Source organism: Micromonospora sp. NPDC050980 (assembly GCF_040653835.1).
Lineage (GTDB): Bacteria > Actinomycetota > Actinomycetes > Mycobacteriales > Micromonosporaceae > Micromonospora.
On sequence record NZ_JBFAGS010000009.1, the window covers coordinates 56,823 to 81,946 of the forward strand.

Below are 25,124 nucleotides of genomic sequence, written 5' to 3' on the forward strand. Positions count from 1 at the left end.
CCAGTGTCCCGCGCGACCTGGCAGTCGGGTACCCGACGGGTCGACGGGACGTCACGGCTGTTCGGCCGGGTCTAGTCTCCCCTAGCAGGAAGTCCCGTCGACAGGGAGAGTGCCGTGCACGTCCGGCTTTCCGCCCCCTGGACCGATCCACGAGGGACGGTGTGGGCCACTGGCGACACGGTCGACGTGGATGCCGTCACGCTCGCCGAACTGGAGGAAAAAGGCATGGTGGAGCAGCCCACGAGCAGCGGATCGTCCGAGACCACGACCACGACGACCACGCCGCCGAAGAAGACCGACCCGTCGAAGATCGGCCCCGGCCCGACCGCGCCGCCGGCCGACACCGAGGACAAGTGACGCGACGACGCGGTTCATGACGGCGGGGCCCGGCGGATCGATCGCCGGGCCCCGCCGTCGGCGGCTCAGCGGTCGCTCATGCCGGCGCGGCGGCGCAGCGCGGCCACGTCGGTGACCACGATCCGGCGACCCTCGGTACGCAGCCAGCCGCGGCTGGCGAACGAGCCGATGGCCTGATTGACGCTCTGCCGCGAGCCGCCGGCCATCTCGGCGAGCTGGCTCTGGTTGAGCTCGATGGTGATCATCGGGGCCTGACTCTCGCCGGCCAGCCGGACCAGCGTCTTGGCCACCCGGCCGGGCAGGTCGAGGAAGACGTGGTCGGCGTTCTGCTCGGTGAGCCGGCGGATCAACTGGCCGAGCGAGCGCATCACCGCGTCGAGGATGCGCGGGTTGGAGTGCACCAGCTCCATGAAGGCGGGGCGGGACAGCGCCAGCGCGGCGCAGTCCTCGATCGCCTCGGCCGAGGCGGACCGGGTCGAGGCGTCCAGCAGGGAGACCTCGCCCAGCACGTCCGGGGGTCGGATCACCGACAGCACGGCCCGTTCGCCGGTGGGGGCGGTGCGGAACACCGCCACGGCGCCCCGGCGCAGCACGATCAGCGACTCGCCGGGGTCGTTCTCGACGAAGAGGAGCTGCCCCTTGCGGTAGGTGCGTGGCACGGCCGCGGCGATGACCCGCTGCCGCACCTCCGGCTCCAGCCCGGCGAACATCTCCACGCCCGTGAGCGCGTCGCCTGGCTCCGGCATGCGAGACTCCACGCCAACCCCTCCCCGGTCAGAAGTCACCACTCGCACACCGGGTGAAGCTGTCAGTCCCGGACGAGGCAGCTCAACCGGTTCGGCGCCCGACGGCGGTACACATCAGATCATGACGTCCCGGTAGCGTGCTGTACACCCCTGGAGACACTTCCGTGACCATGCCGGCCGTCGGCCGGCGCCGCGCCGACCTCGGTCGACGCCCCGACGGCGGCCCGGCGGGGCCGATGGGCGAGGATGGGTGCGATGGTCTACCGCTACTTCTACGACTGCGAGTTCATCGAGGACGGCCGCACGGTCGACCTGGTGTCGATCGGCGTGGTCGACGAGTACGGCCGCGAGTTCTACGCGGTCTCCACCGAGTTCGACGACTCCCGGGCGGTGCCCTGGGTGCGCCGCCACGTGCTGGACAAGCTCCCGTCGCCGGCCGACCGGGCCTGGCGCTCGCGGGAACGGATCCGCGACGACCTGCACGAGTTCCTGCTCGCCCCGGTCCGCGACCGGCCGTCCGAGCAGCTCGAACTCTGGGCCTGGTACGCCGCCTACGACCACGTGGTGCTGGCGCAGCTCTGGGGCGCCATGCCGGCGTTGCCGCGGGAGATCCCCCGGTTCACCAAGGAGCTGCGCCAACTCTGGGACGACCGGGGCCGGCCCCGGCTGCCGGAGGCCGAGTCCGGCCGCCACGACGCGCTCGTCGACGCCCGGCACAATCTGGCCCGCTGGCGGGCCATGACCACCCGCTGAGCGGTGCTGGCGCGAACGCACCGAGCGCAGCGGGGGCCGTGAGCGCCTGCCGAACCGGCACCGCAGGTGCGAGCGCACCGAGCGCAGCGAGGGCCGTGAGCGCCTGCCGAACCGGCACCGCAGGTGCGAACGCACCGAGCGCAGCGAGGGCCGTGAGCGCCTGCCGAACCGGCACGGCAGGTTTGACCCGTTCTGCCCGGGGCACCGGAGCGGCATCACGCCGATCCGAGGAGGGTGCCATGAGCAACGAGCCGACCAGCGCAACCGACGCCCGCCGCAAGGTCACCGAGCTGATCCGGGACGCCCGGATCTGCCTGCTCACCACCACCGCCGTCGACGGGCGCCTGGTCAGCCGGCCGATGGGCCTGCAGGAGGCGGACTTCGACGGCGACCTGTGGTTCTTCGCGTACGCCGACTCCGCCAAGATTCGCCAGATTCGGGTGAACCCGCAGGTCAACGTCGGTTTCTCCGATCAGAAGCACAACGCCTGGGTGTCGGTGGCCGGGACCGCCACCGAGGAGTGGGACCCGGCCCGCGCCGAGGAGCTGTGGAACCCGGTGCTCAAGGCCTGGTTCCCGGACGGTCTCCAGACGCCGGGGCTCACCCTGATCAAGGTGCACGCCGGCTCCGCCGAGTACTGGGACTCCCCGGGCAGCACGGTGGTCAACCTGCTCGGCTTCGCCAAAGCGGCGGTGACCGGGAAGCCGCCGAAGGCGGGGGAGAACCAGGAGGTCGGCTACTGACCGGTAGCCGGCCCGGCGGGCGGGACGACCCGGGGCGCGGTGCCGGCGCACACCCGCGCCGACTACAGTGCGCAGTGACGGCCCGCCCCGGGCCGGCAACGGCGCCGATGGTCTGATCCGACACATACCCTGGGGCTTAGAACCGGGCTTCACCTGATGCTTCAGGAGGATGAGCAGATCATGCGTATCGGCGTGCTCACCGGCGGCGGCGACTGCCCTGGTCTCAACGCGGTGATTCGGGCGGTGGTCCGCAAGGGCGTCGCCACCTACGGTCACGAGTTCGTGGGCTTCCGGGACGGCTGGAAGGGCCCGCTGGAGGGCCTGTCCAAGCCGCTGGGCATCGCGGAGGTGCGCGGCATCCTGCCGCGCGGCGGCACCATTCTCGGCTCGTCCCGGACCAACCCGTTCAAGATCGAGAACGGGGTCGAGCGGATCAAGGAGAACCTGGCCGCACAGGGCGTGGACGCCCTGGTCGCGATCGGCGGCGAGGACACCCTGGGCGTCGCCACCAAGCTCCACGAGCTGGGCGTCAACGTGGTCGGCGTGCCGAAGACGATCGACAACGACCTGGGCGCCACCGACTACACGTTCGGCTTCGACACCGCGGTGAACATCGCGATGGAGGCGATCGACCGGCTGCACACCACCGCCGAGAGCCACCACCGCACGCTCGTCGTCGAGGTGATGGGCCGGCACGCCGGCTGGATCGCCCTGCACGCCGGCCTCGCCGGCGGCGCCAACGTGATCCTGCTGCCGGAGCGGCAGTTCGACGTCGAGCAGGTCGCCGGCTACGTCGAGAAGCGCTTCCAGCACCAGTACGCCCCGATCGTCGTGGTCGCCGAGGGCGCCCAGCCGCTGGACGGCCAGATGGTGCTGCACAACCAGGAGCTCGACTCGTTCGGCCACGTCCGGCTCGGCGGGATCGGCCAGTGGCTGGCCGAGCAGCTTGAGGCCAAGACCGGCAAGGAGGCCCGCACCGTGGTGCTCGGCCACATCCAGCGTGGCGGCACGCCGACCGCGTTCGACCGGGTGCTCGCCACCCGGCTCGGCCTGCAGGCGATCGACGCGGTGCACGAGGGCGACTGGGGCAAGATGGTCGCGATGCAGAGCACGGACATCGTCCGCGTCCCGCTGGCCGACGCGACGGCCGAGCTGAAGACCGTGCCGCTGGAGCGGTACGCCGAGGCCGAGGTCTTCTTCGGCAGCTGAGGTGTTGGTGTAAGGAGGGGCCCCCTGTTAACGCCTGGCGTATAGCAGGGGCCCCCTTTTAACAGTCGGACGAGGAGGCGCGGTGGGCGGGCACACGGTCGCGGTGATCGGCGCGGGCAAGATCGGCGAGCTGATGCTCTCCGGGCTGCTGCGCTCCGGCTGGCCGGTCGAGCGGCTGCTCGCCACCGCCCGGCGGCCGGCCCGTGCCCAGGAGTTGACCGACCGCTATGGCGTGCGGGTGGTGGACAACCCGACCGCGGTCGCGGAGGCGGACGTGCTGGCCGTCTCGGTCAAGCCGCAGGACGCCGCCGCGCTGCTCGACGAGATCGGCCCCAAGGTCCCCGCCGGCAAGCTGGTGATCTCGCTCTGCGCCGGCCTGCCGACCAGCTTCTTCAACCGCCGCCTACCCGACGGCACCCCGGTGGTGCGGGTGATGACCAACACCCCGGCCCTTGTCGACCAGGCGATGAGCGCCATCTCGGCCGGCGCGTACGCGACCGGGGAACACCTGGCCCTGGCCGAGGAGATGTTCTCCCCGCTCGGCTCGACCGTCCGGGTGCCCGAGTCGCAGCAGGACGCGGTCACCGCGCTCTCCGGCAGCGGCCCGGCCTACTTCTACCTGCTGGTCGAGGCCATGATCGACGCCGGCATCCTGCTGGGCCTGCCGCGCCAGGTGGCGCACGAGCTGATCGTGCAGACCGCGATCGGCTCGGCGGTCATGCTGCGCGACTCCGGGGAGCACCCGGTGAAGCTGCGCGAGGCGGTCACCTCGCCGGCCGGCACCACCATCTCCGCGATCCGGGAGCTGGAGAACCACGGGGTACGCGCGGCCATGCTGGCGGCGCTGGAGGCGGCCCGCGACCGGGCCCGCGAACTGGCCGCCCAGGCCGACTGAGGGATAAGAGCGACCGGCGGTAGGTGTCACCTGAGGCGTCGGTTGGTGGGGCGAGTGTCCCAGCGGTAGAGGGTCCGGGCGCGGTGGATGGGTTGACGTACGGCGACCAGGTGCAGGTAGAAGTCCACGACCTTTTGCGTCGCGGTCGGTGCAGCGCCGCCGAGCACGTCCGGCACGTGGGCGGTGACGGCCTGCTCGCTGCTGCATTCCGGCTCGCCCGACCGGGGACGGCTTCGCCGACTGGGTGCGGCGACCGACCTGCGGGAGCCCGTGCGAAACACCTCCGCGAGGCTCGGATGACGGGTCGCCCCTCGGGCCACGTCGTGCTCCATACTGGCCCGGTGTTCACTCTCGCCCAGGCGCGACACCTGGTGGCCACCCTGCGCCCCCGCGTCGACGAGCTGATCAAACTTCGTGCCGATCTCGCCGAGCTGCGGGTCGACCTGGCCGACCACGGCGCCAGCGCGCTCGGCGGGCTCGCCGAGGTGAAGGCGCTGGAGGCCCGGCTGCACGCCGTCGTGGAGGAGTTCCACCAGCACGGCATCGAGGTCAAGGGGATCGCCCCGGTGTTGCTCGACTTCCCCGGTGAGCGGGACGGCCGGGCGGTGCTCTGGTGCTGGCTGGAGGGGGACACCGACGTCCGCTGGTATCACCGGGTCGAGTGCGGCTTCGCCGGCCGCCGCCCGATCTGAGCGGTGGGCGAGCCGCGTCGCGCGACCACGCCGCCGAGTTGGTCCGGCTCGGGGGGATGATGCTCGCCGCGATGAGCTACGCGCCGAGCGCGCCGGGCGGCCGGTGCACCGTCGCCCGGCGATGCGGTTGACGCTGCCCACCGAGAGCGGCTGAGCCCGGCGGGACGCACCGCCGGCCGGGCGAGCACGCACCGGCGGAAATCTTCATCACCGGGCGCTGGCCTGGCAGCGATTTGTATCGAAAGTCGCTATGGGCACCGATCAGGAATCGGTGATCTTCCATGTTTGGTGATCTCATTGATATCAATCTCTCACCACCACTTCCCACCCCCAGGAGTGCGACGTGCGGAGATCCCGTCTTGCCACCCTCGCCCTGACCCTGGCCGCCTCGGTCGGGCTCACGCTGACCCTGGGCGCCGCCCCCGCCCAGGCGTCCCCGTCCGACCGCTACGTCGCGCTCGGCGACTCGTACGCCTCCGGCGTCGGCGCCGACAGCTACACCTCCGAGAGCGGCAACTGCCTGCGCAGCACGAACGCCTATCCGGCGCTCTACAACGCCAACATCCGACCCGCCTCGTACCGCTCGGTCGCCTGCTCCGGCGCCACCACGGCGGACGTCATCAACGGCCAGCTCTCCGCGCTCTCCTCGACCACCACGCTGGTCAGCGTCACGATCGGCGGCAACGACGTCGGCTTCGCCAACATCATGAGCACCTGCGTCCTCCAGGGCGAGTCGAAGTGCGTAGCGGCGGTCAACTCGGCCATGAACGTGGCCCGCACCCAGATGCCGGGCCGGCTCGCCAACGTCTACAACGGCATCCGCAACCGCGCCCCCTCGGCCCGCGTCGTGGTGGTCGGCTACCCGGTCTTCTACCAGCTCGGCACCGTCTGCGTCGGGCTCACCGCGACCTCGCGAGCGAAGATCAACGAGGGCATCAACCTGCTCGACGACATCACCCGGACGGCCGCCACCTCCGCCGGCTTCACGTTCGCCGACGTCCGGTCCATCTTCGTCGGCCACCAGTTGTGCAGCTACGGCACCAAGTGGCTGCACGCGTTGAACGTGCTGAACCTGACCGTCTCCTACCACCCGACGGCCGCGGGGCAGTCCGGCGGGTACTACCCGGTCTTCCGCTCCGCCGCCGGCTGACCGCACTGTCGGACCGCGAGCGGCATGCCCCCGCAGGGGAGGCATGCCGCTCCGCCGTGCGTCACGCCGGCAGGATCTTCTCGATCGCCGCGCGCAGCTCCGGGTCCTCGGGGGTGACCTGCGGGGCGAACCGGGCGGCCACCGCCCCGTCCGGCGCGACGAGGAACTTCTCGAAGTTCCAGCGCACGTCGCCGGTGTGCCCCTCGGCGTCCGGGGTGGACACCAGCTCGGCGTAGAGCGGGTGCCGGTCCGGCCCGTTGACGTCGACCTTCTCGGTGAGCGGGAAGGTGACGCCGTAGTTGACCTGGCAGAACTCCTCGATCTCCGCAGCGCCGCCCGGCTCCTGGCCGGCGAACTGGTTGCACGGCACCCCGAGCACGGTCAGCCCGCGCTCGGCGTAGGCGTCGGCGAGCGCCTGGAGGCCGGTGTACTGCGGGGTGAGGCCGCAGCGGGACGCCACGTTGACCACCAGCAGGGCACGGCCGCGGTAGCGGTCGAGATCGGCCGGGCCGCCGCCGAGGGCGTCGATGGGTACGTCGAAAACGGTCATCCGACCAGGCTACGGGCCGCCGGACGGCTCGCCCCGCGCCACCCGTGAAATCGACGCATCTACATCTTGACGAACTGATGACGGCGTGAGTAGCGTCTCAGCAACCAATCTGGAAAGTTTCCTAACTGTTTGGGGAGACGCCGTATGAAGAGATCGCTCCGCCGGGCCCTCTGGGCCACCGGCGCCGTGGTCGCGCTCGCGGTCGCCGCGGTGCCCATGACCACCGCGTCGGCCGCCGGCAGCGTCACCGCCACGTTCACCAAGGTGCAGGACTGGGGGACCGGTCACGAGGGACGGGTCACCGTCACCAACGGCACCGGCGCCAGCGTGAGTAGCTGGCGCATCGAGTTCGACCTGCCCTCCGGCACCTCGATCAGCAGCTCCTGGGACGCCGACGTCACCCGCAGCGGCAACCACTACGTCGCGGTCAAGAAGAGCTGGGCCGGACCGCTCGCGCCCGGTGCCAGCTTCAGCTGGGGCTACAACGGCACCGGGGCGTACCAGGGGCCGCTGAACTGCACCGTCAACGGCGGCTCCTGCGCCGGCGGCGGCACCCCGCCGACCACCGCGCCGCCGACGACGACCCCGCCCACCACCGCGCCGCCGACCACCGCGCCGCCCACCACCACGCCGCCCACCACCACGCCGCCCACCACCACGCCGCCGAGCAGCGGCAAGAAGGTGGTCGGCTACTTCGCCGAGTGGGGCGTCTACGGCCGGAACTACCACGTCAAGAACATCCACACCAGCGGGTCGGCCGCGAAACTCACCCACATCCTGTACGCCTTCGGCAACACCACCGGCGGGCGGTGCAGCATCGGCGACAGCTACGCCGACTACGACAAGGCGTACACCGCGGCGGACAGTGTCGACGGTGTCGCCGACACCTGGGACCAGCCGCTGCGCGGCAGCTTCAACCAGCTGCGCAAGCTGAAGAAGATGTACCCGAACTTGAAGGTGCTCTGGTCCTTCGGCGGCTGGACCTGGTCGGCCGGCTTCACCCAGGCCGCGCAGAACCCGGCCGCGTTCGCCGACTCCTGCTACTCGCTGGTCAAGGACCCGCGGTGGGCGGACGTCTTCGACGGCATCGACATCGACTGGGAGTACCCGAACGCCTGCGGCCTGCAGTGCGACAACAGCGGCCCGAACGCGTTCAAGAACGTCGTCTCCGCGTTGCGGAGCAAGTTCGGCTCCAGCTTCCTGGTCACCGCCGCGATCACCGCCGACGGCAGCAACGGCGGCAAGATCGACGCGACCGACTACGCCGGCGCGGCGGCGAACCTCAACTGGCTGATGCCGATGACCTACGACTACTTCGGCGCGTTCGCCGCTCAGGGGCCGACCGCCCCGCACTCGCCGCTCTACTCGTACAACGGGATCCCGCAGCAGGGCTTCTGGTCCGACGCGGCGATCCAGAAGCTCAAGTCCAAGGGCGTGCCGGCCAACAAGCTGCTGCTCGGCATCGGCTTCTACGGCCGGGGCTGGACCGGCGTGACCCAGACCGCGCCCGGCGGCAGCGCCACCGGCGCGGCGCCCGGCACCTACGAGGCCGGCATCGAGGACTACAAGGTCCTCAAGAACACCTGCCCGGCCACGGCCACGGTCGGTGGCACGGCGTACGCCAAGTGCGGCAGCAGCTGGTGGAGCTACGACACCCCGGCCACCATCGGCGGGAAGATGAGCTACGCCAAGACCCAGGGCCTCGGTGGCGCGTTCTTCTGGGAGCTCTCCGGAGACACCAGCAACGGAGAGCTGATCGGCGCCATCAAGGGCGGTCTCGGCTGAGCCGAGGGCCGACGCACCACCCCTCGGCGAGCCGAGGGCCGACGCACCACCCACCCGGCGGGGAGGGGCCGCACCGGCCCCTCCCCGCCCGCGTGCTCAGGCCCGCCCGGCCCGCTCCCGGTGCTCGCCGGGGGACAACCCGTAGGCGGCCCGGAACGCGCGGCTGAAGTGCGCCGGGTGCGTGAACCCGCAGCGGTTGGCGATCTGCGCCACGCTCAGTCGCCGCAGCCCCGGGTCGGCCAGGTCCCGGGCCGCCCGCTCCAGCCGGCCGGTGCGAATCAGCGCGCCGATCGTCGTGCCGGTGCCCTCGAAGAGCCGGTGCAGCGACCGCACCGACAGGTGGTGCGCCGCCGCGACGGCGGCGGGGGAGAGCGCCGGGTCGCTCAGGTGCTGCCGGACGAACGCCGTGACCCGCGCCCGGAGCCCGGTGATCCGGGTGTCGACCGGCAGGTCCCGCTCGACGTCCAGCCGCCCGGCCAGGGTGCCGGCGATCAGGTCCAGGGCGATCCGGTCCAGGTGCGGGGCGTCGTCCGACGCGTACTGCTCCGGATGCGCCACGATCCGCCGCAGGAACGCGGCGAGCAGCGCGCCCATCCCGGTGCCGGCCGGGATGTCGGTGGCGCACAACCCCGCCAGCCGGTGCGGGGCCAACGGCAACGCCCGGTGCGGCACCAGGACGGTCAACGTCTCCACCGCTCCCGGCCCCCCGCCGTCCGGGCGCAGCCGGGAGCCGTGCGGGCGGACGGTGTCGACGAGGGCGAACGCGGACGGGTCGAGCCGCCCCTCACGGCGCTCCTGGCGCATCACCCCGCGCCCGGACAGCGGCAGGGCGAGCTGGTACAGCTCCGGATCGCCGCTGTCGATCAAATGGGCCGGTCGGGTGAACTCCAGGGACGGGTAGCGCCAGACGCCGAGGCGGAGCGTGCCGAGATCGACCACCCGCGCGAAGGCGGAGAAGTCGTCCGCGTGCGCGCTGCGGATGGTGGCCGTCGACGGCTGCCGGGCGACGAGATCCCGCCAGAAGTCGAACCGCTCGGCCGGGGGCAGCCACGCGGTGTCGACGGATGTCGCGGTGAGGATGGCTCGTCACCTCTGCAGAAGGGCGCGGTCGGGGTCGGGCGCGCCACCCGAGACTAGTGATCGTCCGGCCGGGTCGGGAATCGGCAGGCGTGCCGCCTGGCCGCGCGGCGCGATCGAGGCGAGGATGGGGAGGCCGGCGACCGGTGTGCGGCTCGGTTGTGACAAACTCGCCGGTCGGGCACGTCCCGACGTCCGGCGCCGATGGGAGGGACCGATGGGTCAGCAGCACCGGAAGGTGGCGACCGCCGCCGTCCTGCTCGCGCTCCTGCCGGCCGGCCTGGCCGGCTGCGGCTCGAGCGACGACGCGGGCAGCGCCGCCGCGCCCACCGGTCGGGCGCCGGCGGAGGAGGCCGCCGCCAAGAGTCGGGAACGGGTCCAGGCGTACCTCGACGCGCTGGCCGCCCGGGACGCCGCCGCCGGCCGCAGCCAGCTCTGTGCGCCCATGCAAGCCGCCTTCGACACCGCCGCCACCGGCCCGAACGGCGACTTCGCCGACCACTTCACGGTGCCGCAGGCGACCATCACCGACGTCCGCACCGGGCCGCGCGGGCAGGAGGTCAGCGCCTCGATCACCGTGGCCGCCGGGTCGCGCACGGCCACCCGCGCGCTGCTGTTCACGGTCACCCGCACCGGCGCGGACTGGTGCATCGCCGGCGAGGCGCCGGGCGGCAACTCCGCCCAGCCCGCCGTCACCCCCTGACCCGGCGCCGGTGTGGCGGTCATCTCCCATGCAGCGGAATCGTCCCCCTCGGCGACGACCGGCCCGGTCGGTCGCCGTACGCTTTCCCGCATGCGCCATGAGTGGCATCAGTTGAGTCACCCCGCCGTGGGCAGCCCCGGTCTCCAGACCAGCCGCCCGACCGCCGACTCCGCCGAGGACGCGGCCCTCGGCCTCGACCGCTGGCGGGAGCTGCCGCGTTCGCAGACCCCGCCCTGGGGCGACCCGGTGCAGGTCGCCGAGGTCTGCAAGGTGCTGGACACGGTGCCGTCGGTGGTCGCGCCCTACGAGGTCGACCAGCTGCGACGGCGGCTCGCCCTGGTGTGCGAGGGCAAGGCGTTCCTGCTCCAGGGCGGCGACTGCGCGGAGACCTTCGTCGACAACACCGAGAGCCACCTGCTGGCCAACGCCCGCACCCTGCTCCAGATGGCGATCGTGCTCACCTACGGCGCGTCGCTGCCGGTGGTCAAGGTGGCCCGGGTCGCCGGCCAGTACACCAAGCCCCGGTCGCTGCCCACCGACGCCCGCGGCCTGCCGGCCTACCGCGGCGACATGATCAACTCGCTGGAGACCACGCCGGAGGCGCGGGTCGCCGACCCGCAGCGCATGATCCGGGCGTACGCCAACTCGGCCGCCGCGATGAACATGCTCCGGGCGTACCTGGCCGGCGGGCTGGCCGACCTGCACGCGGTGCACGACTGGAACAAGGACTTCGTCCGGCAGTCCCCGGCCGGGGAGCGCTACGAGGCGATCGCCCGGGAGATCGACCGGGCCATCGCCTTCATCCGGGCCTGCGGGATGACCGACGAGGAAGCCCTGCGGACCGTCACGCTCTACTGCTCGCACGAGGCGCTGGCGCTGGAGTACGACCGGGCGCTCACCCGCATCTCCGACCGCCGGGCCTACGGCCTCTCCGGGCACTTCCTCTGGATCGGCGAGCGGACCCGGCAGATCGACGGCGCGCACATCGACTTCATCTCCCGGATCGCCAACCCGATCGGCGTCAAGCTCGGCCCCACCACCACGCCGGACGAGGCGATCGAGTTGTGCGAGAAGCTCAACCCCGACAACGTCCCCGGCCGGCTCACGCTGATCAGCCGGATGGGCAACCACCGGGTGCGGGACGCGCTGCCGCCGATCGTCGCCAAGGTCACCGCCGCCGGCGCCAAGGTGGTCTGGCAGTGCGACCCGATGCACGGCAACACCCACGAGTCCTCCAACGGCTACAAGACCCGGCACTTCGACCGGATCGTCGACGAGGTGCTCGGCTACTTCGAGGTGCACCGCGGCCTGGAGACCCATCCGGGTGGCCTGCACGTCGAGCTGACCGGTGAGGACGTCACCGAGTGCCTCGGCGGCGCCCAGGGCATCGAGGACCTCGACCTGCCCGGCCGGTACGAGACCGCCTGCGACCCGCGACTGAACACCCAGCAGTCGCTGGAGCTGGCCTTCCTGGTGGCGGAGATGCTCCGTGGCTGACGCGAGGAGTGAGCTTGCGAGCCCCGCAGTCGGCAGCCGGAGAGATAACAGTGGCTGACGCGAGGAGTGAGCTTGCGAGCCCCGCAGTCGGCAGCCGAAAGGAACACCATGGATAGTCTTGTCGACCTTCGTACGGACACCGTGACTCGGCCGACACCGGGGATGCGGGAGGCCATGGCCACCGCCGACGTGGGCGACGACGTCTACGGCGAGGACCCGACCGTGACCGCGCTGGAGGCCGAGGTGGCCGCGCGGTTCGGGCACGAGGCGGCGCTGTTCGCGCCGAGCGGCTCGATGGCCAACCAGCTCGCCCTGCAACTGCTCGTCCCACCCGGTGACGAGCTGCTCTGCGACGCCGACGCGCACGTGGTCACCTACGAGGTCGGCGCCGCTGCCGCGTACTCCGGAATCTCCACCCGGACCTGGCCGGCGGTGGGCGCGGAGCTGGACCCCGACGTGGTCGTCGGGATGATCCGGCCGGACGGCTACTTCGCGGTGCCCACCCGGGCGATCGCGGTGGAGCAGACCCACAACCGGGGCGGCGGCGGGGTGATCCCGCTGTCGACGCTGCGCCGGCTGCGTGCCGTCGCCGACGAACACGGGCTCGCCCTGCACTGCGACGGCGCCCGGATCTGGCACGCGCACGTGGCCGACGGGGTGCCGTTGGCGGAGTACGGCGCGCTGTTCGACACGCTCTCCGTCTGCCTCTCCAAGGGCCTCGGCGCGCCGGTCGGCTCGCTGGTGGTGGGCAGCGCCGGGAAGATCGCCCGGGCCCGGTTCCTGCGCAAGCGGATGGGCGGCGGCATGCGGCAGGTCGGCATCCTCGCCGCCGCCGGCCGGTACGCGCTGGCGCACCACGTCGAGCGGCTCGCCGACGACCACGCCAAGGCGGCCCGGCTGGCCGAGGCGGTCGCCCCGCACGGGGTGCTCGCGACCGGGGTGCGGACCAACATCGTCCCGCTGGACCTGACCAAGCACCCGCTCGACGCGCACGCCCTCGCCGCCGCCGCCCGGGCGGAGGGCCTGCTGATCTCGGTGCTCGGCCCGCGTACCGCCCGGCTGGTCACCCACCTGGACGTCACCGACGCCCAGATCGACCGCGCCAGCGACATCCTGACCGCCATCCTGCGCGCCGACTGACCCTGCGGGGGAGCCGGCGACCGGGGGTTGTCGAGGGGCTTGATCGACACCAGCTCGGCGACGTGGTGGCATCCCTGCCGGCCGGATACCGCCACGTCGCCGAGCTGGCGTCCGGCCATCGGCACTGTCAGGGGTGCAGGCGCCGCAGCGTGGCAATGTCGGCGGCGTGCCCGACATGCTTCTCTGTCGGCGTCTCCACCAGCACCGGCACGCCGGCCGTCGCCGGGTGGCGCATCAGCTCGGCGAACGCCGGCTCGCCGATGCTGCCCTTGCCGATGTTCTCGTGCCGGTCCCGGGTGGAGCCGCACAGATCCTTCGAGTCGTTGGCGTGCACCAGCCGCAGCCGGTCGGCGCCGACGGTGGCGACGAGCGTGTCCAACGCGGCGGTCATGCCGCCCTCGGCGGCCAGGTCGTGCCCGGCGGCCCAGGCGTGGCAGGTGTCGAAGCAGACGCCCAGCATCGGATGCCGGTCGACCGCGTCCAGGTAGGGCCCGAGGTGCTCGACCCGGGAAGCCAGGGACCGGCCGCCCCCGGCGCTCGGCTCGACCAGCAGCATCGGCCCGCCGGCCGCCGCGGCGTCGTCAAGCAGCGGCAGCAGCGACTCCCGCACCTGCCGCAGGGCCGCCTCGGCGTGCCCGGCGTCGACCGAGCTGCCGGCGTGGAACACCACGGCCTCGGCGCCGATCGCCCGACCGCGCCGCAGCGCGTGGGCCAACGTCTCCGCCGACCGGTCGACCGTCGCCGAGGTGGGGGAGCCGAGGTTGACCAGCAGCGAGGCGTGGATGAAGACGGGCAGGCCGCGCTCGCCGCAGCCGTCGCGGAACAGCGCGTCCTGCGCCGGGTCGCCGGCCGGCAGCGCCCAGCCGCGCGAGTTGGACACGTAGACCTGCACCACCTCGGAGGCGGCGGCCTCGGCGTACGGCAGCACCGCCCGGGCCAACCCACCGGAGGTGGGGGTGTGCGAGCCCACCCGCCGGCGGTCGTCGCTCCTCGCGCTCACAGGGCCTGTCTTCGTTCGCGACTGCGGGGCTCGCAGGACCGGCTCGCTCCTCGCGCTCACAGGGCCTGTCTTCGTTCGCGACTGCGGGGCTCGCAGGACCGGCTCGCTCCTCGCGCTCACAGGCAGGTCACCGTGACCGTGGTGCCCGGCGGCACCGGGGTGTTCTCGGCCGGGTTCTGGAGCCGGACCACGCCGTTGGGGTTGAGCTGGACGTTGACCGGGAAGCCCTGGCTCTCCAGCGTCTGCTTGGCCTGCTGGCAGGGCATGTCGACCACCCGGGGCACGGCCACCTGAGGCGGACCCTTGCTGATCTCCAGCTTGACCTTGGCACCCTCCTCCACGCCGGTGCCGTCGGCCGGGCTCTGGCCGAGGATCTCGTCCTTCGGCTTGTCGGAGTCCTTGTAGTTCTCCTCCGGGGTCAATCCGAGCTTCGCCAGGGTGCCGCGCGCCTCGTTGATGTTCTTGCCGACCAGGTTGGGCACGGTCACCGGGGCGCGGCCCCTGCTCAGGATCAGCGTCACCTTCGACCCGGGCTTGACCACCGTGCCCACCTCCGGGTCGGTGCCCAGCACCACGCCGGCCGGCAGCGCGTCGTCGTAGCGGGAGGCGCCCTTGGCGGGCACCAGCTTGACGCCGCTCAGCTCGGCCTGGGCCAGCTCGTAGTCCTTGCCGACCACGTCCGGCACGGGCAGCCGCTCCGGGCCGAGCGACAGCGTCAGGGTGATGGTGCCGCCCTTGACGATCCGGGCCGCCGACCCGGGCGCCTGCCCGAGGACCGTGTCCTTCGGCACCTTCTCGTCGTAGCGGGGGTCGGCGTAGCGCAGCGTGAAGCCGCCGCGTTGGGCCTGCGCCTGCGCCTCGGCCTTGGTCATGCTGACCAGTTGCGGCGCGACCGTGTAGCGGCCCACCCCGAACCACCAGCCACCCAGCGCGGCCACCAGGCCGAGCACCACGACCGCCGCGGCGACGGCCAGCCGGCCGCGGGGCGAGCCCATGACCCGGGTACGCAGGGCGGCCAGCCGGGCGCCCAGCCCCTCCGGCTCGTCGGCCCGGCGCCGGTGCGGGCGCTGTCCGCCGCCCTCGGGCAGCCGGGCCCAGGCCGGCCGCTCAACCGGACTGACCGCGGCCACCACCTGGGTCGCCTGGCTCAGCACCGCCGTGTCGTCGCTGATCTGGCGCAGCACGGCGGTGTGGGCGTGCGGGTTGCCCAGCTCGTCGCGGGCCGCCTGCACGTCGGTCAGCAGCGCACCTGCGTCGGCCGGGCGGGCGGCCGGATCGCGCCGGGTGGCGCGGGCGACGAGCGCGTCGAGCGCCGGCGGCAGCATCGGGACCAGGGTGGACGGGGCCGGCACGTCGCGATCGACGTGCTGCCAGGCGACCTCGACGGGGCGGTCGCCGTCGTAGGGCACCCGGCCGGTGAGCATCTCGAACAACACGATGCCGGCGGAGTAGACGTCGGTGCGCGGGTCCGCGTGCCCCTGGGTGACCAGCTCCGGCGCCACGTAGGCGACGGTCGCCATGAGCTGGTTGCCGTTCTCCTCCTCGGCGCTGGCCTCCACGGCGCGGGCCAGGCCGAAGTCGGCCACCTTGACCACGCTGTCGACCAGGTTGCCGCTGCCGCCGGCGGGCGCCTCGGCGACCAGCACGTTCTCCGGCTTGACGTCGCGGTGCACGAGGCCGGCCCGGTGCGCGGCGGCGATCGCGGCGAGCATCTGCTCGGCGATCGCGAGCGCCTCGTCCGGGTCGAGCCGGCGTCGCTCGGCGAGCACGTCGCGCAGCGTACGGCCGCGGACGTACTCCATCACCAGGTAGGGCAGGCCGGCGTGGATGCCCTGGTCGTAGACCGCGACCACGTTCGGGTGGGTGAGCCGGGCGATGGTCTTCGCCTCGTCGGTGAACCGCTCGACGAAGCCGGCCATCCGGGCCTGCGCCTGCGGCGCCTGGGTCGGGTGAATGATCTTGACCGCCACGGTGCGTTCCAGGCGCTCGTCGGTGGCGGTGTACACGGTCGCCATGCCGCCACGGGCCACGCGACCGCGAATGCGGTAGCGCCCGTCGAGCAGCGAGCCCAGCAACGTGTCGGCGACCTGTGTGTCCATCGGCAGGCAGTCTATGTGTCGGGACGGTGAAGGATGAACAAGATGCTACCGCCGGGGTCCGACGAGGGTGGGCCGGCACGCTTCCTGGCGGGTCGCGGGGGTGCCGTGCGCAGGGTGCGGCGGGCACGTGGCAGGGTGGTCCGGTGACCGATTCCGTACCCGCCGAGGCCGGTGCCGACCTGCCCGGACCGACCGACCCGGCCGGCTGGCTGACCCTGCCGGACGTGGCCGAGCGCCTGGAGCTGTCGATCAGCAAGGTGCACCAGATGATCCGGGACCGGGAGCTGCTCGCGGTGCGCCGCGACGGCGTCCGCCGGATCCCGGCCGAGCTGGTGGCGAACCGCAACGTGCTCAAGCACCTACCCGGCGTGCTCAACCTGCTCGCCGACGCCGGGTACGACGACGAGGAGGCGTTGCGCTGGCTCTACCGGGAGGACCCGAGCCTGCCCGGCACCCCGGCCGCCGCGCTCGCCGGCGACCTGGCCCGTGAGGTCAAGCGCCGCGCCCAAGCCGTCGCCTTCTGACGCACCCACCCCCACCCCCACCCCCGCCGCCCGCTGATTCACGGAAAGAGTGGCCATCGCACGTGAAATGCCCACTCTTTCCGTGAATCAGCGCGGATCGGTGGGGGGTGGGTGGGGTGGGGGTCAGTCGGCGCGGCGGGTGGCGGCGATGGCCAGGTCGACCAGAGCCTGACGCGCCTCGGTGTCCAGGTCGACGGCGTTCAACGCGGCAAGGGCGCCCTCGGTCAGCAGGGCGATCCGGCGCTCGGTGCGCTCCACCGCGCCGCTGCCGGTGATCAGCTCGCGTAGCCGGGTCACCCCGGAGGCGTCCAGGTCCGGTGCGCCGAGCCCGCCCAGCAGCAGCTCCCGGCCGGCCGGGTCGAGCGTCTCCAGGGCCGCCGCCACCAGATAGGTCCGCTTGCCCTCGCGCAGGTCGTCGCCGGCCGGCTTGCCGGTGCGCTCCGGGTCGCCGAACACCCCGAGCACGTCGTCGCGCAACTGGAACGCCTCGCCCAACGGCAGCCCGTACGCCGAGTAGGCCGCGTGCACCTCGGCCGGCGCGCCGGCCAGCGCGGCGCCCAGCAGCAGCGGACGCTCGACCGTGTATTTCGCCGACTTGTAGCGGGCCACCTTGCCGGCCCGGTCGAGCGAGGTGTCACCGGTGGCCTGCGTCAGCACGTCCAGGTACTGCCCGACGGTCACCTCGGTGCGCATCTCGTCGAAGACCGGCCGGGCCCGCGCCACCGTCGCCGGGGCCAGGCCGGCGGAGTGCAGCAGCTCGTCGGACCAGACCAGGCACAGGTCGCCCAGCAGGATCGCCGACGCGTCACCGAACGCGTCGGCATCACCGCCCCAGCCGGCCGCGCGGTGGCGGGCGGCGAACCGCCGGTGCACCGCGGGCTCACCCCTTCGGGTGTCCGAACGGTCCATCAGGTCATCGTGTATCAGCGCGCTGGCCTGCACGAACTCCAACGCGGCCAGGGTGGCGACGACCTGGTCGGAGTCGATCCCGCCGGCACCGCGGTAGCCCCAGTAACCGAAGGCCGGGCGCAGCCGCTTCCCGCCGCCCAGCACGAACGCCTCGATCGCCTCGGCGACCGGCAGCAGGCCGTCGTCGACGGCGGCCAGCCGGGCGCGTTGGCCGGCGAGGAACTCGGTGAGCGCCTTGTCGATCCGTTGGCGCAGGCCGGCGCGGTCGACGGGGGAGACGGGAGCAGCGAAGGTCACGCCCCGACGCTAGTCGCTTCCCGACGGCCGTGCCCCGTCGCCGCCCCGGCGCGCCGCCCGGACCCGCCGCGCCCATGTCCGGTCCGGTCCGGCCGCGCCGGGGACCGGCAGGTAGGGACGGGCGACCGCGACCAGCTCCCGGTAGCGCCGGGTGGCCGCTCCGGCCGGCCGCTCGGCCAGCTCGCGGCGGAACCCGACGAGCTGGCCGGCCGCCCGCGGCGAACCGGAACGGACCGCGTCGAGCAGCGCCGTGCCGGCCACCGCGGACGCCTCGGGCACCGCGTCGAGCCGCAGGTGCGCGCGGGCGAGCCAGGCACCGTAGACGGCCGCCCGGCGCGGCCGGCCCCGACTGCCGGCCACCACCGGCGTCAGCAGCTCGACGGCGGGCTCCGGCCGGCCCAGCGCGACAAGCGTGCGGCCGGTCATCGCGGCCAGTTCGCCCTCGTCGAGCCAGTAGAGCCAGGGCGGCTCCCGGCCCGGCTCGCCGACGCGGGTCCGGGCCGCTCCGGCGAGCGCCAGCCCGGCGGCGCGGCGCCGGCCGCCCAGCGCCGCGGCGAGCGCGACCCGGTGCAGCAGCAGCGCCCGCAGCCCGGCGGAGGCGTCGGCGTGGGCGGCGGCGTAGCCGATCCGGGCCAGCGTGAGCGCGCCGGCCGGGTCGCCGGCGCCGGCCAGCAGATGGCTGGCGGATCCGAGCACGTGCCCGGCCAGGGGACGGTCCCCGGCGGCGAGCGCGGCCCGCAGTGCCAACCGGTAGGCCACCAGGCCGCCGGTGAGGTCGCCCGCGTCGGCGGCCAACCAGCCGGCCAACTGGGCCGATTCGGCCAGCGCCGGCAGCAGCCGGCGGCGGCCTACGGGCCCGGCGAGCCGGTGGCCGCGCACCGCGTGTCGCAACCGCCGGGCGCCGTGCCCGGCGAGATCGCCCCCGCCGAGCAGGTCGTCCCACCGCCGCAGGGTCGCCGGCCCACCCCCGTCGAGCAGGTCGTCCCACCGTCGCGGCTCGATCGGCCGGTCGTCGAGCAGGTCGTCCGACCGTCGCGGCTCGATCGGCCGGTCGTCGAGCAGGTCGTCCGACCGTCGCGGCTCGGCCGGTCCGGTCCCGGCCGTCCGGTCGTCCGGCGCGGTGGGGAGGCCGTCGACGCGGGCGGCCCGACCGGCCGGTGGCGGCCCACCGGTCGCCGGCCCGGTCAGCGGCCCGGCCAGTGTGCCGCCGGTCGGGTCGGCCGCCCAACGGTGCGCGAGGGTGAGCAGGGCCAGCCGGGCACGGGACCCGGCCGCGTCGACTTCCGCCGGCGTCGCGCCGAGCCGGCGGCTGCGATCCGCAGCCCCGGCGATCAGCTCTCCCGGAACCCCGAGGACGACGGCCAGCCAGGCGGACCAGAAGTCGCCGGGGAGTCGTATCTGCCGCTCCCACCGGGACACCTCGTGCCGGGTGAGCGTCGACACGCCGGAGGCTGCGCACATCTCGGCGGCCAACCGCTGCTGGCTCCAGCCGCGGGCGGCCCGCAGCTCCGCCAGCAGCGGCCCCAGCAGGCGGTGGCCGGACGGCGAGGACGGGATCATCGGGACCTCCGGGGCGTTCGACGCGGGTGGCGGCGCGCGCCCGGCCGTTGCCGCACCGGCGCGTCGCCGTCGTGGCGACCCCCGCGCGGGCCCCCGGGCCGGCCGTCGGCCGCCCACCGCGCTGACGTCGTTTCTACCCCCGGGGTACGACGCCACGGCCGCTTCGTTCGCGGGCTGGGAAGGTTCTCGGCTCACCGCCCCGGTCCGGTTACAGTCGGTCCGTGGCGCTCGGTCTCCCTTCGGTCCTCCCCAATCCCCAGCCGGCGATCGGGGAGCTGATCCGTGACGGCCGCCCCACCTTCTCGTTCGAGTTCTTCCCGCCGAAGACCGCCGCCGGCGAGAAACTGCTCTGGCAGGCGATCCGCGAACTGGAGCCGCTGCTTCCGTCGTTCGTGTCGATCACCTACGGCGCGGGCGGCTCGACCCGCGACACCACGGTCGCGGTGACCGAGCGGATCGCGACCGAGACCACCCTGCTGCCGATGGCGCACCTCACCGCGGTCAACCACTCGGTCGCCGAGCTGCGGCACGTGATCGGCCGGCTGGCCTCGGTCGGGGTCCGCAACGTGCTCGCCGTGCGGGGTGACCCGCCGGGCGACCCGGGCGGCGAGTGGATCACCCACCCGCAGGGCGTCCGCTACGCCGAGGACCTGGTCCGGCTGGTCCGCGACAGCGGCGACTTCAGCGTCGGGGTGGCCGCCTTCCCGTACAAGCACCCGCGCTCGCCCGACGTGGCCAGCGACACCGCGCACTTCGTCCGCAAGTGCCGGGCCGGCGCCGAGTTCGCGATCACGCAGATGTTCTTCGACGCGGACGACTACCTGCGGCTGCGTGACCGGGTCGCCGCCGCCGGCTGCGACACGCCGATCCTGGCCGGGGTGATGCCGGTGACCCAGATCGGCACCATCGCGCGCTCGGTGCAGCTCTCCGGAGCGCCGTTCCCGCCGGCGCTCGCCGAGCGGTTCGAGCGGGTCGCCGACGACCCCGCGGCGGTGCACCGGCTCGGCGTCGAGCAGGCCGGCGAGATGTGCGCGAAGTTGCTGGACGAGGGCGTGCCGGGGATCCACTTCATCACGCTCAACCGGTCCACCGCGACCCGCGAGGTCTGGCAGTTGCTGCGGGCCGACGCGCGGGTGTGACCACCCGCCACACGCCACCCGCAGCGCCCTTCTACGGTTGGTCCTGTGGTGGGCACACAGCTGAACTGGGACCAGTACGCGACCGCGTGGGCGCGGCTGCACGGTGGGTTCGATCCCCGTAGCGCCGCGCCGGTGGTGCGCGCCTGGCTACGCTTCGCCTACCACGTGGGCTTCGTGCTGGGCCGGCTGCGGGTCGGCCCCACCGCGGTGACCGTGTTCGGGGTGCTGCTGTGCTTCTGCGTACCCCTGCTGGTGGACCGGCCCGGCGACGGGCCGTTCCTGGGCTCGCTCTTCGTGCTGCTGGCCGCCGTGGCGGACAGCGTCGACGGCGCGGTGGCGGTGGCGACCAACCGCACCACCCGGCTGGGCTACGTCTACGACTCGGTCGCCGACCGGCTCGGCGAGGTGGCGTGGCTGATCGCGTTCTGGCTGCTCGGCGCGCCCGGTGCGCTGGTCGCCGCGGCCGGCGGCCTGTCCTGGCTGCACGAGTACGTGCGCGCCCGGTCCGTGTCGGCCGGGATGCGGGAGATCGGCGCGGTGACCGTGGGGGAACGGCCCACCCGGGTCTGCGTGGCCCTGGTGGGGCTGCTGGTCGCCGGGCTCACCGGGCTGATCGACGCCGACCTGACCGCCGGCACCATCACCATGGCCACCACGGTGTGGGTGCTGCTCGCCGGCTTCGGTCTCGGCCAGTTGCTCTCCGCGGTGCGCCGCGCGCTCGTCGACGCCGGCTGACCGCCCGCCCGGGGTGTGAGAAGGGGCCCCTTCTCTACCGGAGGCGTTAAGAGGGGGCCCCTCCTTACCAAGCCGGGCCGATGGCGGTGGCGACGATCTCCGCCGACAGGGTCACCATGGGGAGGCCGCCGCCGGGATGGGTGGAGCCGCCGACCAGCCACAGCCCGGCGGCCGGGCCCCGGTTGGCCGGGCGCAGCAGCCCGCCCGCGGTGCCGTAGATCGCCCCGCCCGGCGCGCCGGTGGCCGCGTCCAGGTCGGCCGGCGTGCGGATCTCCGAGAAGACCAGCCGGTCCCGCACGTCCACCCCCCGCTCGGCGAGCACGTCGAGGATCCGGTCCGCGTACGCCTCGGCCAGGCCCGGCCGCCGCCAGTCCACCGCGTTCGCGGCGGTGCCGTGCCGGGGCGCGTTGACCAGCACGAACCACGCCTCGTGGCCGTCCGGCCGGACCGCCGGGTCGTCGGCCGCGGTGACGAACACGGTCGGGTCGGCCGCCGGGCGGGCGCGTACCCCACGCCCGGGGTCGCCGAAGACGGCGTCGAACTCGGCGTCGTAGTCGCCGGGGAAGAACACGTTGTGGTGGGCCAGCCCGGAGTCGCCGCGCACGCCGAGCAGCAGCACGAACCCGGCCAGGCTGCGGTCGGTCAGCGCGGCCAGCCGGCGCGGGTCCGGCAGCAGGTCCCGGTAGACGGTGAGCGCGTCGGTGTTGGCCACCACCACGTCGGCCGGGACCGGGGCGGCCGACCCGGCGACGCGCACCCCGTGCACCCGGCCGCCGGCGGCGTCGATCCGGGTGACCGCCGCGCCGGTGCGCACCACCACGCCGAGGTCGAGGCAGCGCGACAGCAGCGCGTCGGCAAGCGTGCCCAGCCCGCCGCGCAGGTACCAGCCGCCGTACGCCAGCTCGGCGTAGGGGACGGCGACCAGCGCGGCCGGCGCGCGGCGCGGGTCGGCGCCGGTGTAGGTGGCGTACCGGTCGAGCAGCATCCGCAGCCGCGGGTCGGACAGGTACGACCGGCCCAGCCCGCGCAGCGTGCGGCCCGGGCCGATGGCGGCGAGGTCGCCCAGCCGCCAGGCCAGCGCGGCCAGGTCGCGCGGCGAGTCCACGGTGCGGCGCAGGATGTCCCGGTGCGACGCCGCCCACACCCGGGCGGCGCGTCGCCACAGCCGCTGCCAGTCGGCGGCGGAGCGGTCACCGAACGCGGCGCCGATCCGGGCGGCGAACTCCTCCGGGTCGGCGCAGGAGTCGAGCGCGGGCCCGCCGCCGGGGAAGACGTGCCGCACGATCGGGTCCAGCGGGACCAGGTCGAGGTATTCGTCGAGTTTCGCGCCGGTGGCCTCGAACAGGTCGGCGAAGACCTGCGGCAGGGTGATCAGGCTCGGCCCGGTGTCGAAGTGCCACGACCCCTGCGGAGTGTGGTGCGTCCACCGGCCCAGCTTGCCGCCCACCGTGCCGGCCCGCTCCAGGACGGTGACCTCGTGCCCGGTGACGGCGAGCCGGGCGGCGGTGGCGAGACCGCCCACGCCGGCGCCGATGACCACGATGCGCGCCATGGGTTGCCCCTCCTAGGTGACCGGGCGACCCCGCCAGGTGAGCCGGCGTCGCTTCCGCAGATGGTACGACCGGACGGTCAACCAACCGAGGACCACGACCGACACGGGGTGCGCCAGCGCGTCGGGCCAGGCCCGTCCGCCGGTGGCCCGGGCGCTGACCGCGCGCCCGGCGACCCCGGCCAGGTAGGCGAGCGACGCCAGCCCGGCCACCGCGGGCGCGCCGGCCGCCAGCGCGGCGACGGCCAGCAGCGGCGGCGCGGTGTAGAGCAGAAGCAGCAGGGTCAGCACGGTGGCCGCGCCGGCCGGATGCCCGAACGAGGCCCACAGCGATTTGGTGTAGCCGTCGCGCAGTTGCGGCCAGTCGTCGTACATCCGGCAGGACGCCAGCGCGGCGCCGTCGGCCAGGGCGATCCGGCCGCCGGCCCGCTTCACCGCCCGGGCCAGCTCGATGTCCTCCAGCACCTTGTCGGCCACCGCGGCGTGCCCGCCGGCCCGTAGGTAGCCGGCCCGGTCCACGACCAGGAACTGCCCGCCGGCCGCGGCCAGCGACGGCCGCCGCGAGCGTTCCATCGCCCGCAGTGGCAGGAACGTCAGCCACAACCACTGCAGCAGCGGCTGCACCAGCCGGTCCGCCGCCGTCCGCACCACGATCCGGGGGTACGGCGACAGCAGCGTCGCGCCCGCCGCGCGCAGCTCGGTCACCGCCGCCGCCACCGCGTACGGGGTGAGCACCACGTCGGCGTCGACGAACGCCAGCGCGGTCGGCGTCGGATCGGCCCGGGTGGCGAGTTGCCAGCAGGCGTGCGGTTTGCCCAGCCAGCCCGGCGGCGGGGCGACGCCGGTGAGCAGGGTGACCCGCGGGTCGCCGCCGGCCACCGCGCGGACCACGTCGGCGGTGCCGTCGCCGGACCCGTCGTCGAGCACCACGATCCGCAGTCCGGGCACGCCGCGCTGGGCGAGCAGCGCGCGCAGGCACGGGGTGACCCGGTCGGCCTCGTCGCGCAGCGGCAGCAGCACCGCCACCGCCTCGGCGACCTCGACCGGGCCGGCGGCCGGGCGGCGCAGCCAGGCCACGGCGTTGACCAGGGTGTGCCCGGTGAGCGCGGCGACCGCCGCCACCAGCACGAGGGCGGCGGTCATGCCGGCGCGTCGACCCGCGGCGCGGGATCGGCGGCGACGGCCCGATCCCGGCGGCCCCGCCACAGCGCCACCGCCAGCGGCACCGCCGCCACCGCCATGCCGACCGCGCCCCACACCGCGGACGCGGGCAGCCGGAGGAAGACCGCGTGCGCCAGCACGCTGGAGGCGTACGTCCAGAGGTAGAGCGCGAACATCGGGGCGTCGCGACGGTCGACCCGGTCGACGGCCGGCCCGGCGAGCGGGCGCAGCACCACGGCGAGCAGCACGGCGAAGCCCAGCCAGCCCAGATAGTTGCTGACCGGGATGCCGGGCAGCCCGGGCAGCGCCGGGGTGGCGTCGAGCCAGGTCCAGTAGCCCTCGGCCACCATCTGCGGGTCGAGGAACAGATCCCACGCCGCGAGCCCCACCGCCGCGAGCGCGACCCGTGCAAGGAGGGGCCCCTTCTTAACGCCTCCGGTAGAGGAAGGGCCCCCTTTTAACACCTGGGTGAGCCGGACCGCGGTCAGCCATGCCGGCCAGGCCATCCAGGTCCAGGCCAGCGGGATGATCAGCGGCACGCCGGCCAGCTTCGGGCCCAGCTCGCCGGAGTAGTCGTAGCTGCCGAACGGGAACCCGGTGGCCACGCCGAGCGCCTCGACGGCGAACCCGCCGCCGGTCGCGACCGCGACCAGCGCGGCGGCGGCCCGGGCGCCCCGGGTGAGCAGCGCGTGGCAGACGGAGAGCAGCCAGCCGAGCACCACGGTGGCCACGGTCAGTCCGGCCCGGGTCGCGCCGCCGGTGAGCGGGTAGCAGATCTGGGCGAGGACCAGGACGGCCAGCAGCGCCCAGGGCAGCCGCACGCCTCTCATCGTGCCGCCTCTCGTTCGCGACTG

General features: G+C 73.9%; 24 protein-coding genes and 1 pseudogene. 14 read left to right on the top strand and 11 right to left on the bottom strand.

Annotation, left to right across the window (positions count from 1 at the left end):
- Positions 1 to 159: 159 nt before the first annotated feature.
- Complete coding sequence (locus tag AB0H28_RS16015; RefSeq protein ID WP_358039837.1) at positions 160 to 357, top strand: hypothetical protein; 198 nt, start codon at positions 160 to 162, stop codon at positions 355 to 357.
- A 65-nt stretch (positions 358 to 422) separates the two neighbouring features.
- Here the strand turns inward: AB0H28_RS16015 and AB0H28_RS16020 are convergent, their stop codons facing one another.
- On the bottom strand, positions 423 to 1,115 hold the full coding sequence (locus AB0H28_RS16020) for a Crp/Fnr family transcriptional regulator (protein WP_358039840.1): 693 nt from the start codon (positions 1,113 to 1,115) through the stop codon (positions 423 to 425).
- 243 nt (positions 1,116 to 1,358) lie between these two features.
- On the opposite strand from AB0H28_RS16020, the gene AB0H28_RS16025 reads away from it, so the two are divergent.
- The 4 genes from AB0H28_RS16025 (at position 1,359) to proC (ending at position 4,703) form a co-directional block, all read left to right on the top strand.
- Positions 1,359 to 1,856, top strand: coding sequence for a polyadenylate-specific 3'-exoribonuclease AS (locus tag AB0H28_RS16025; RefSeq protein WP_358039843.1), 498 nt, complete (start codon positions 1,359 to 1,361; stop codon positions 1,854 to 1,856).
- A 239-nt stretch (positions 1,857 to 2,095) separates the two neighbouring features.
- Positions 2,096 to 2,599: a pyridoxamine 5'-phosphate oxidase family protein gene (locus AB0H28_RS16030; RefSeq protein WP_358039846.1), complete on the top strand. Its 504-nt coding sequence runs from the start codon at positions 2,096 to 2,098 to the stop codon at positions 2,597 to 2,599.
- Between the two features lie 180 nt (positions 2,600 to 2,779).
- Positions 2,780 to 3,808 (top strand): 6-phosphofructokinase, encoded by a 1,029-nt coding sequence (locus AB0H28_RS16035; RefSeq protein ID WP_358040261.1) that lies wholly within the window; start codon positions 2,780 to 2,782, stop codon positions 3,806 to 3,808.
- A gap of 82 nt (positions 3,809 to 3,890) precedes the next feature.
- Positions 3,891 to 4,703, top strand: coding sequence for a pyrroline-5-carboxylate reductase (proC, locus tag AB0H28_RS16040; protein ID WP_358039849.1), 813 nt, complete (start codon positions 3,891 to 3,893; stop codon positions 4,701 to 4,703).
- Positions 4,704 to 4,729: 26 nt separating this feature from the next.
- Here the strand turns inward: proC and AB0H28_RS16045 are convergent.
- Positions 4,730 to 4,874, bottom strand: a pseudogene (locus AB0H28_RS16045) (IS5/IS1182 family transposase); the annotation flags it as partial.
- A gap of 170 nt (positions 4,875 to 5,044) precedes the next feature.
- On the opposite strand from AB0H28_RS16045, the gene AB0H28_RS16050 reads away from it, so the two are divergent.
- Positions 5,045 to 5,395 carry a DUF2203 domain-containing protein gene (locus AB0H28_RS16050; protein ID WP_358039853.1) on the top strand — a complete coding sequence of 117 codons (351 nt, stop codon included), beginning with the start codon at positions 5,045 to 5,047 and terminating at the stop codon, positions 5,393 to 5,395.
- Positions 5,396 to 5,738: 343 nt separating this feature from the next.
- On the top strand, positions 5,739 to 6,545 hold the full coding sequence (locus tag AB0H28_RS16055) for an SGNH/GDSL hydrolase family protein (RefSeq protein ID WP_358039855.1): 807 nt from the start codon (positions 5,739 to 5,741) through the stop codon (positions 6,543 to 6,545).
- Between the two features lie 61 nt (positions 6,546 to 6,606).
- Here the strand turns inward: AB0H28_RS16055 and AB0H28_RS16060 are convergent, their stop codons facing one another.
- Positions 6,607 to 7,095, bottom strand: a complete 489-nt coding sequence (locus AB0H28_RS16060; protein ID WP_358039857.1) for a glutathione peroxidase — start codon at positions 7,093 to 7,095, stop codon at positions 6,607 to 6,609.
- A 144-nt stretch (positions 7,096 to 7,239) separates the two neighbouring features.
- Between AB0H28_RS16060 and AB0H28_RS16065 the strand changes: the two genes are divergently transcribed.
- The gene (locus AB0H28_RS16065; RefSeq protein WP_358039860.1) at positions 7,240 to 8,880 is read left to right on the top strand and encodes a glycosyl hydrolase family 18 protein; all 1,641 of its coding nucleotides are present in this window, start codon (positions 7,240 to 7,242) and stop codon (positions 8,878 to 8,880) included.
- Positions 8,881 to 8,976: 96 nt separating this feature from the next.
- On the opposite strand, the gene AB0H28_RS16070 is transcribed toward AB0H28_RS16065, so the two are convergent.
- Positions 8,977 to 9,960 (bottom strand): helix-turn-helix domain-containing protein, encoded by a 984-nt coding sequence (locus AB0H28_RS16070; RefSeq protein ID WP_358040264.1) that lies wholly within the window; start codon positions 9,958 to 9,960, stop codon positions 8,977 to 8,979.
- A 214-nt stretch (positions 9,961 to 10,174) separates the two neighbouring features.
- Here AB0H28_RS16070 and AB0H28_RS16075 point away from each other — a divergent pair, with 214 nt between their 5' ends.
- The 3 genes from AB0H28_RS16075 to AB0H28_RS16085 all read left to right on the top strand — a co-directional run bounded on the left by AB0H28_RS16075 (position 10,175) and on the right by AB0H28_RS16085 (position 13,297).
- Entirely contained in the window at positions 10,175 to 10,660 is a 486-nt protein-coding gene (locus tag AB0H28_RS16075; RefSeq protein WP_358039863.1) for a hypothetical protein, read from the top strand.
- 90 nt (positions 10,661 to 10,750) lie between these two features.
- A complete protein-coding gene (locus AB0H28_RS16080; protein ID WP_358039865.1) occupies positions 10,751 to 12,157 on the top strand; it encodes a class II 3-deoxy-7-phosphoheptulonate synthase in 1,407 nt (468 codons plus the stop codon).
- A 108-nt stretch (positions 12,158 to 12,265) separates the two neighbouring features.
- The gene (locus AB0H28_RS16085; protein ID WP_358039868.1) at positions 12,266 to 13,297 is read left to right on the top strand and encodes a GntG family PLP-dependent aldolase; all 1,032 of its coding nucleotides are present in this window, start codon (positions 12,266 to 12,268) and stop codon (positions 13,295 to 13,297) included.
- Positions 13,298 to 13,424: 127 nt separating this feature from the next.
- On the opposite strand, the gene AB0H28_RS16090 is transcribed toward AB0H28_RS16085, so the two are convergent.
- A complete protein-coding gene (locus AB0H28_RS16090) occupies positions 13,425 to 14,297 on the bottom strand; it encodes a deoxyribonuclease IV (protein ID WP_358039871.1) in 873 nt (290 codons plus the stop codon).
- Between the two features lie 116 nt (positions 14,298 to 14,413).
- The gene (gene pknB / locus AB0H28_RS16095; RefSeq protein ID WP_358039874.1) at positions 14,414 to 16,396 is read right to left on the bottom strand and encodes a Stk1 family PASTA domain-containing Ser/Thr kinase; all 1,983 of its coding nucleotides are present in this window, start codon (positions 16,394 to 16,396) and stop codon (positions 14,414 to 14,416) included.
- Positions 16,397 to 16,539: 143 nt separating this feature from the next.
- On the opposite strand from pknB, the gene AB0H28_RS16100 reads away from it, so the two are divergent.
- Positions 16,540 to 16,920 (top strand): Rv2175c family DNA-binding protein, encoded by a 381-nt coding sequence (locus AB0H28_RS16100; RefSeq protein WP_358039877.1) that lies wholly within the window; start codon positions 16,540 to 16,542, stop codon positions 16,918 to 16,920.
- Between the two features lie 123 nt (positions 16,921 to 17,043).
- On the opposite strand, the gene AB0H28_RS16105 is transcribed toward AB0H28_RS16100, so the two are convergent.
- Both AB0H28_RS16105 and AB0H28_RS16110 read right to left on the bottom strand, forming a co-directional pair.
- Positions 17,044 to 18,126, bottom strand: a complete 1,083-nt coding sequence (locus AB0H28_RS16105; protein ID WP_358039879.1) for a polyprenyl synthetase family protein — start codon at positions 18,124 to 18,126, stop codon at positions 17,044 to 17,046.
- A gap of 9 nt (positions 18,127 to 18,135) precedes the next feature.
- On the bottom strand, positions 18,136 to 19,686 hold the full coding sequence (locus tag AB0H28_RS16110; RefSeq protein WP_358039882.1) for a helix-turn-helix transcriptional regulator: 1,551 nt from the start codon (positions 19,684 to 19,686) through the stop codon (positions 18,136 to 18,138).
- 221 nt (positions 19,687 to 19,907) lie between these two features.
- Here AB0H28_RS16110 and metF point away from each other — a divergent pair, with 221 nt between their 5' ends.
- Both metF and AB0H28_RS16120 read left to right on the top strand, forming a co-directional pair.
- Positions 19,908 to 20,825, top strand: coding sequence for a methylenetetrahydrofolate reductase [NAD(P)H] (metF, locus tag AB0H28_RS16115; RefSeq protein WP_358039885.1), 918 nt, complete (start codon positions 19,908 to 19,910; stop codon positions 20,823 to 20,825).
- A gap of 45 nt (positions 20,826 to 20,870) precedes the next feature.
- The gene (locus AB0H28_RS16120) at positions 20,871 to 21,560 is read left to right on the top strand and encodes a CDP-alcohol phosphatidyltransferase family protein (RefSeq protein WP_358039887.1); all 690 of its coding nucleotides are present in this window, start codon (positions 20,871 to 20,873) and stop codon (positions 21,558 to 21,560) included.
- Between the two features lie 64 nt (positions 21,561 to 21,624).
- Here AB0H28_RS16120 and crtI read toward each other — a convergent pair whose 3' ends face one another.
- Genes crtI through AB0H28_RS16135 form a run of 3 tightly spaced genes read right to left on the bottom strand, consistent with a single transcriptional unit; the run spans position 21,625 to position 25,100 of the window.
- Entirely contained in the window at positions 21,625 to 23,112 is a 1,488-nt protein-coding gene (gene crtI / locus AB0H28_RS16125) for a phytoene desaturase family protein (RefSeq protein WP_358039890.1), read from the bottom strand.
- A 12-nt stretch (positions 23,113 to 23,124) separates the two neighbouring features.
- Positions 23,125 to 24,252 carry a glycosyltransferase family A protein gene (locus tag AB0H28_RS16130; protein ID WP_358039893.1) on the bottom strand — a complete coding sequence of 376 codons (1,128 nt, stop codon included), beginning with the start codon at positions 24,250 to 24,252 and terminating at the stop codon, positions 23,125 to 23,127.
- Positions 24,249 to 25,100 carry a carotenoid biosynthesis protein gene (locus AB0H28_RS16135; RefSeq protein WP_358039896.1) on the bottom strand — a complete coding sequence of 284 codons (852 nt, stop codon included), beginning with the start codon at positions 25,098 to 25,100 and terminating at the stop codon, positions 24,249 to 24,251. The genes AB0H28_RS16130 and AB0H28_RS16135 overlap by 4 nt, the downstream gene beginning before the upstream one ends.
- Between the last annotated feature and the right edge of the window lie 24 nt (positions 25,101 to 25,124).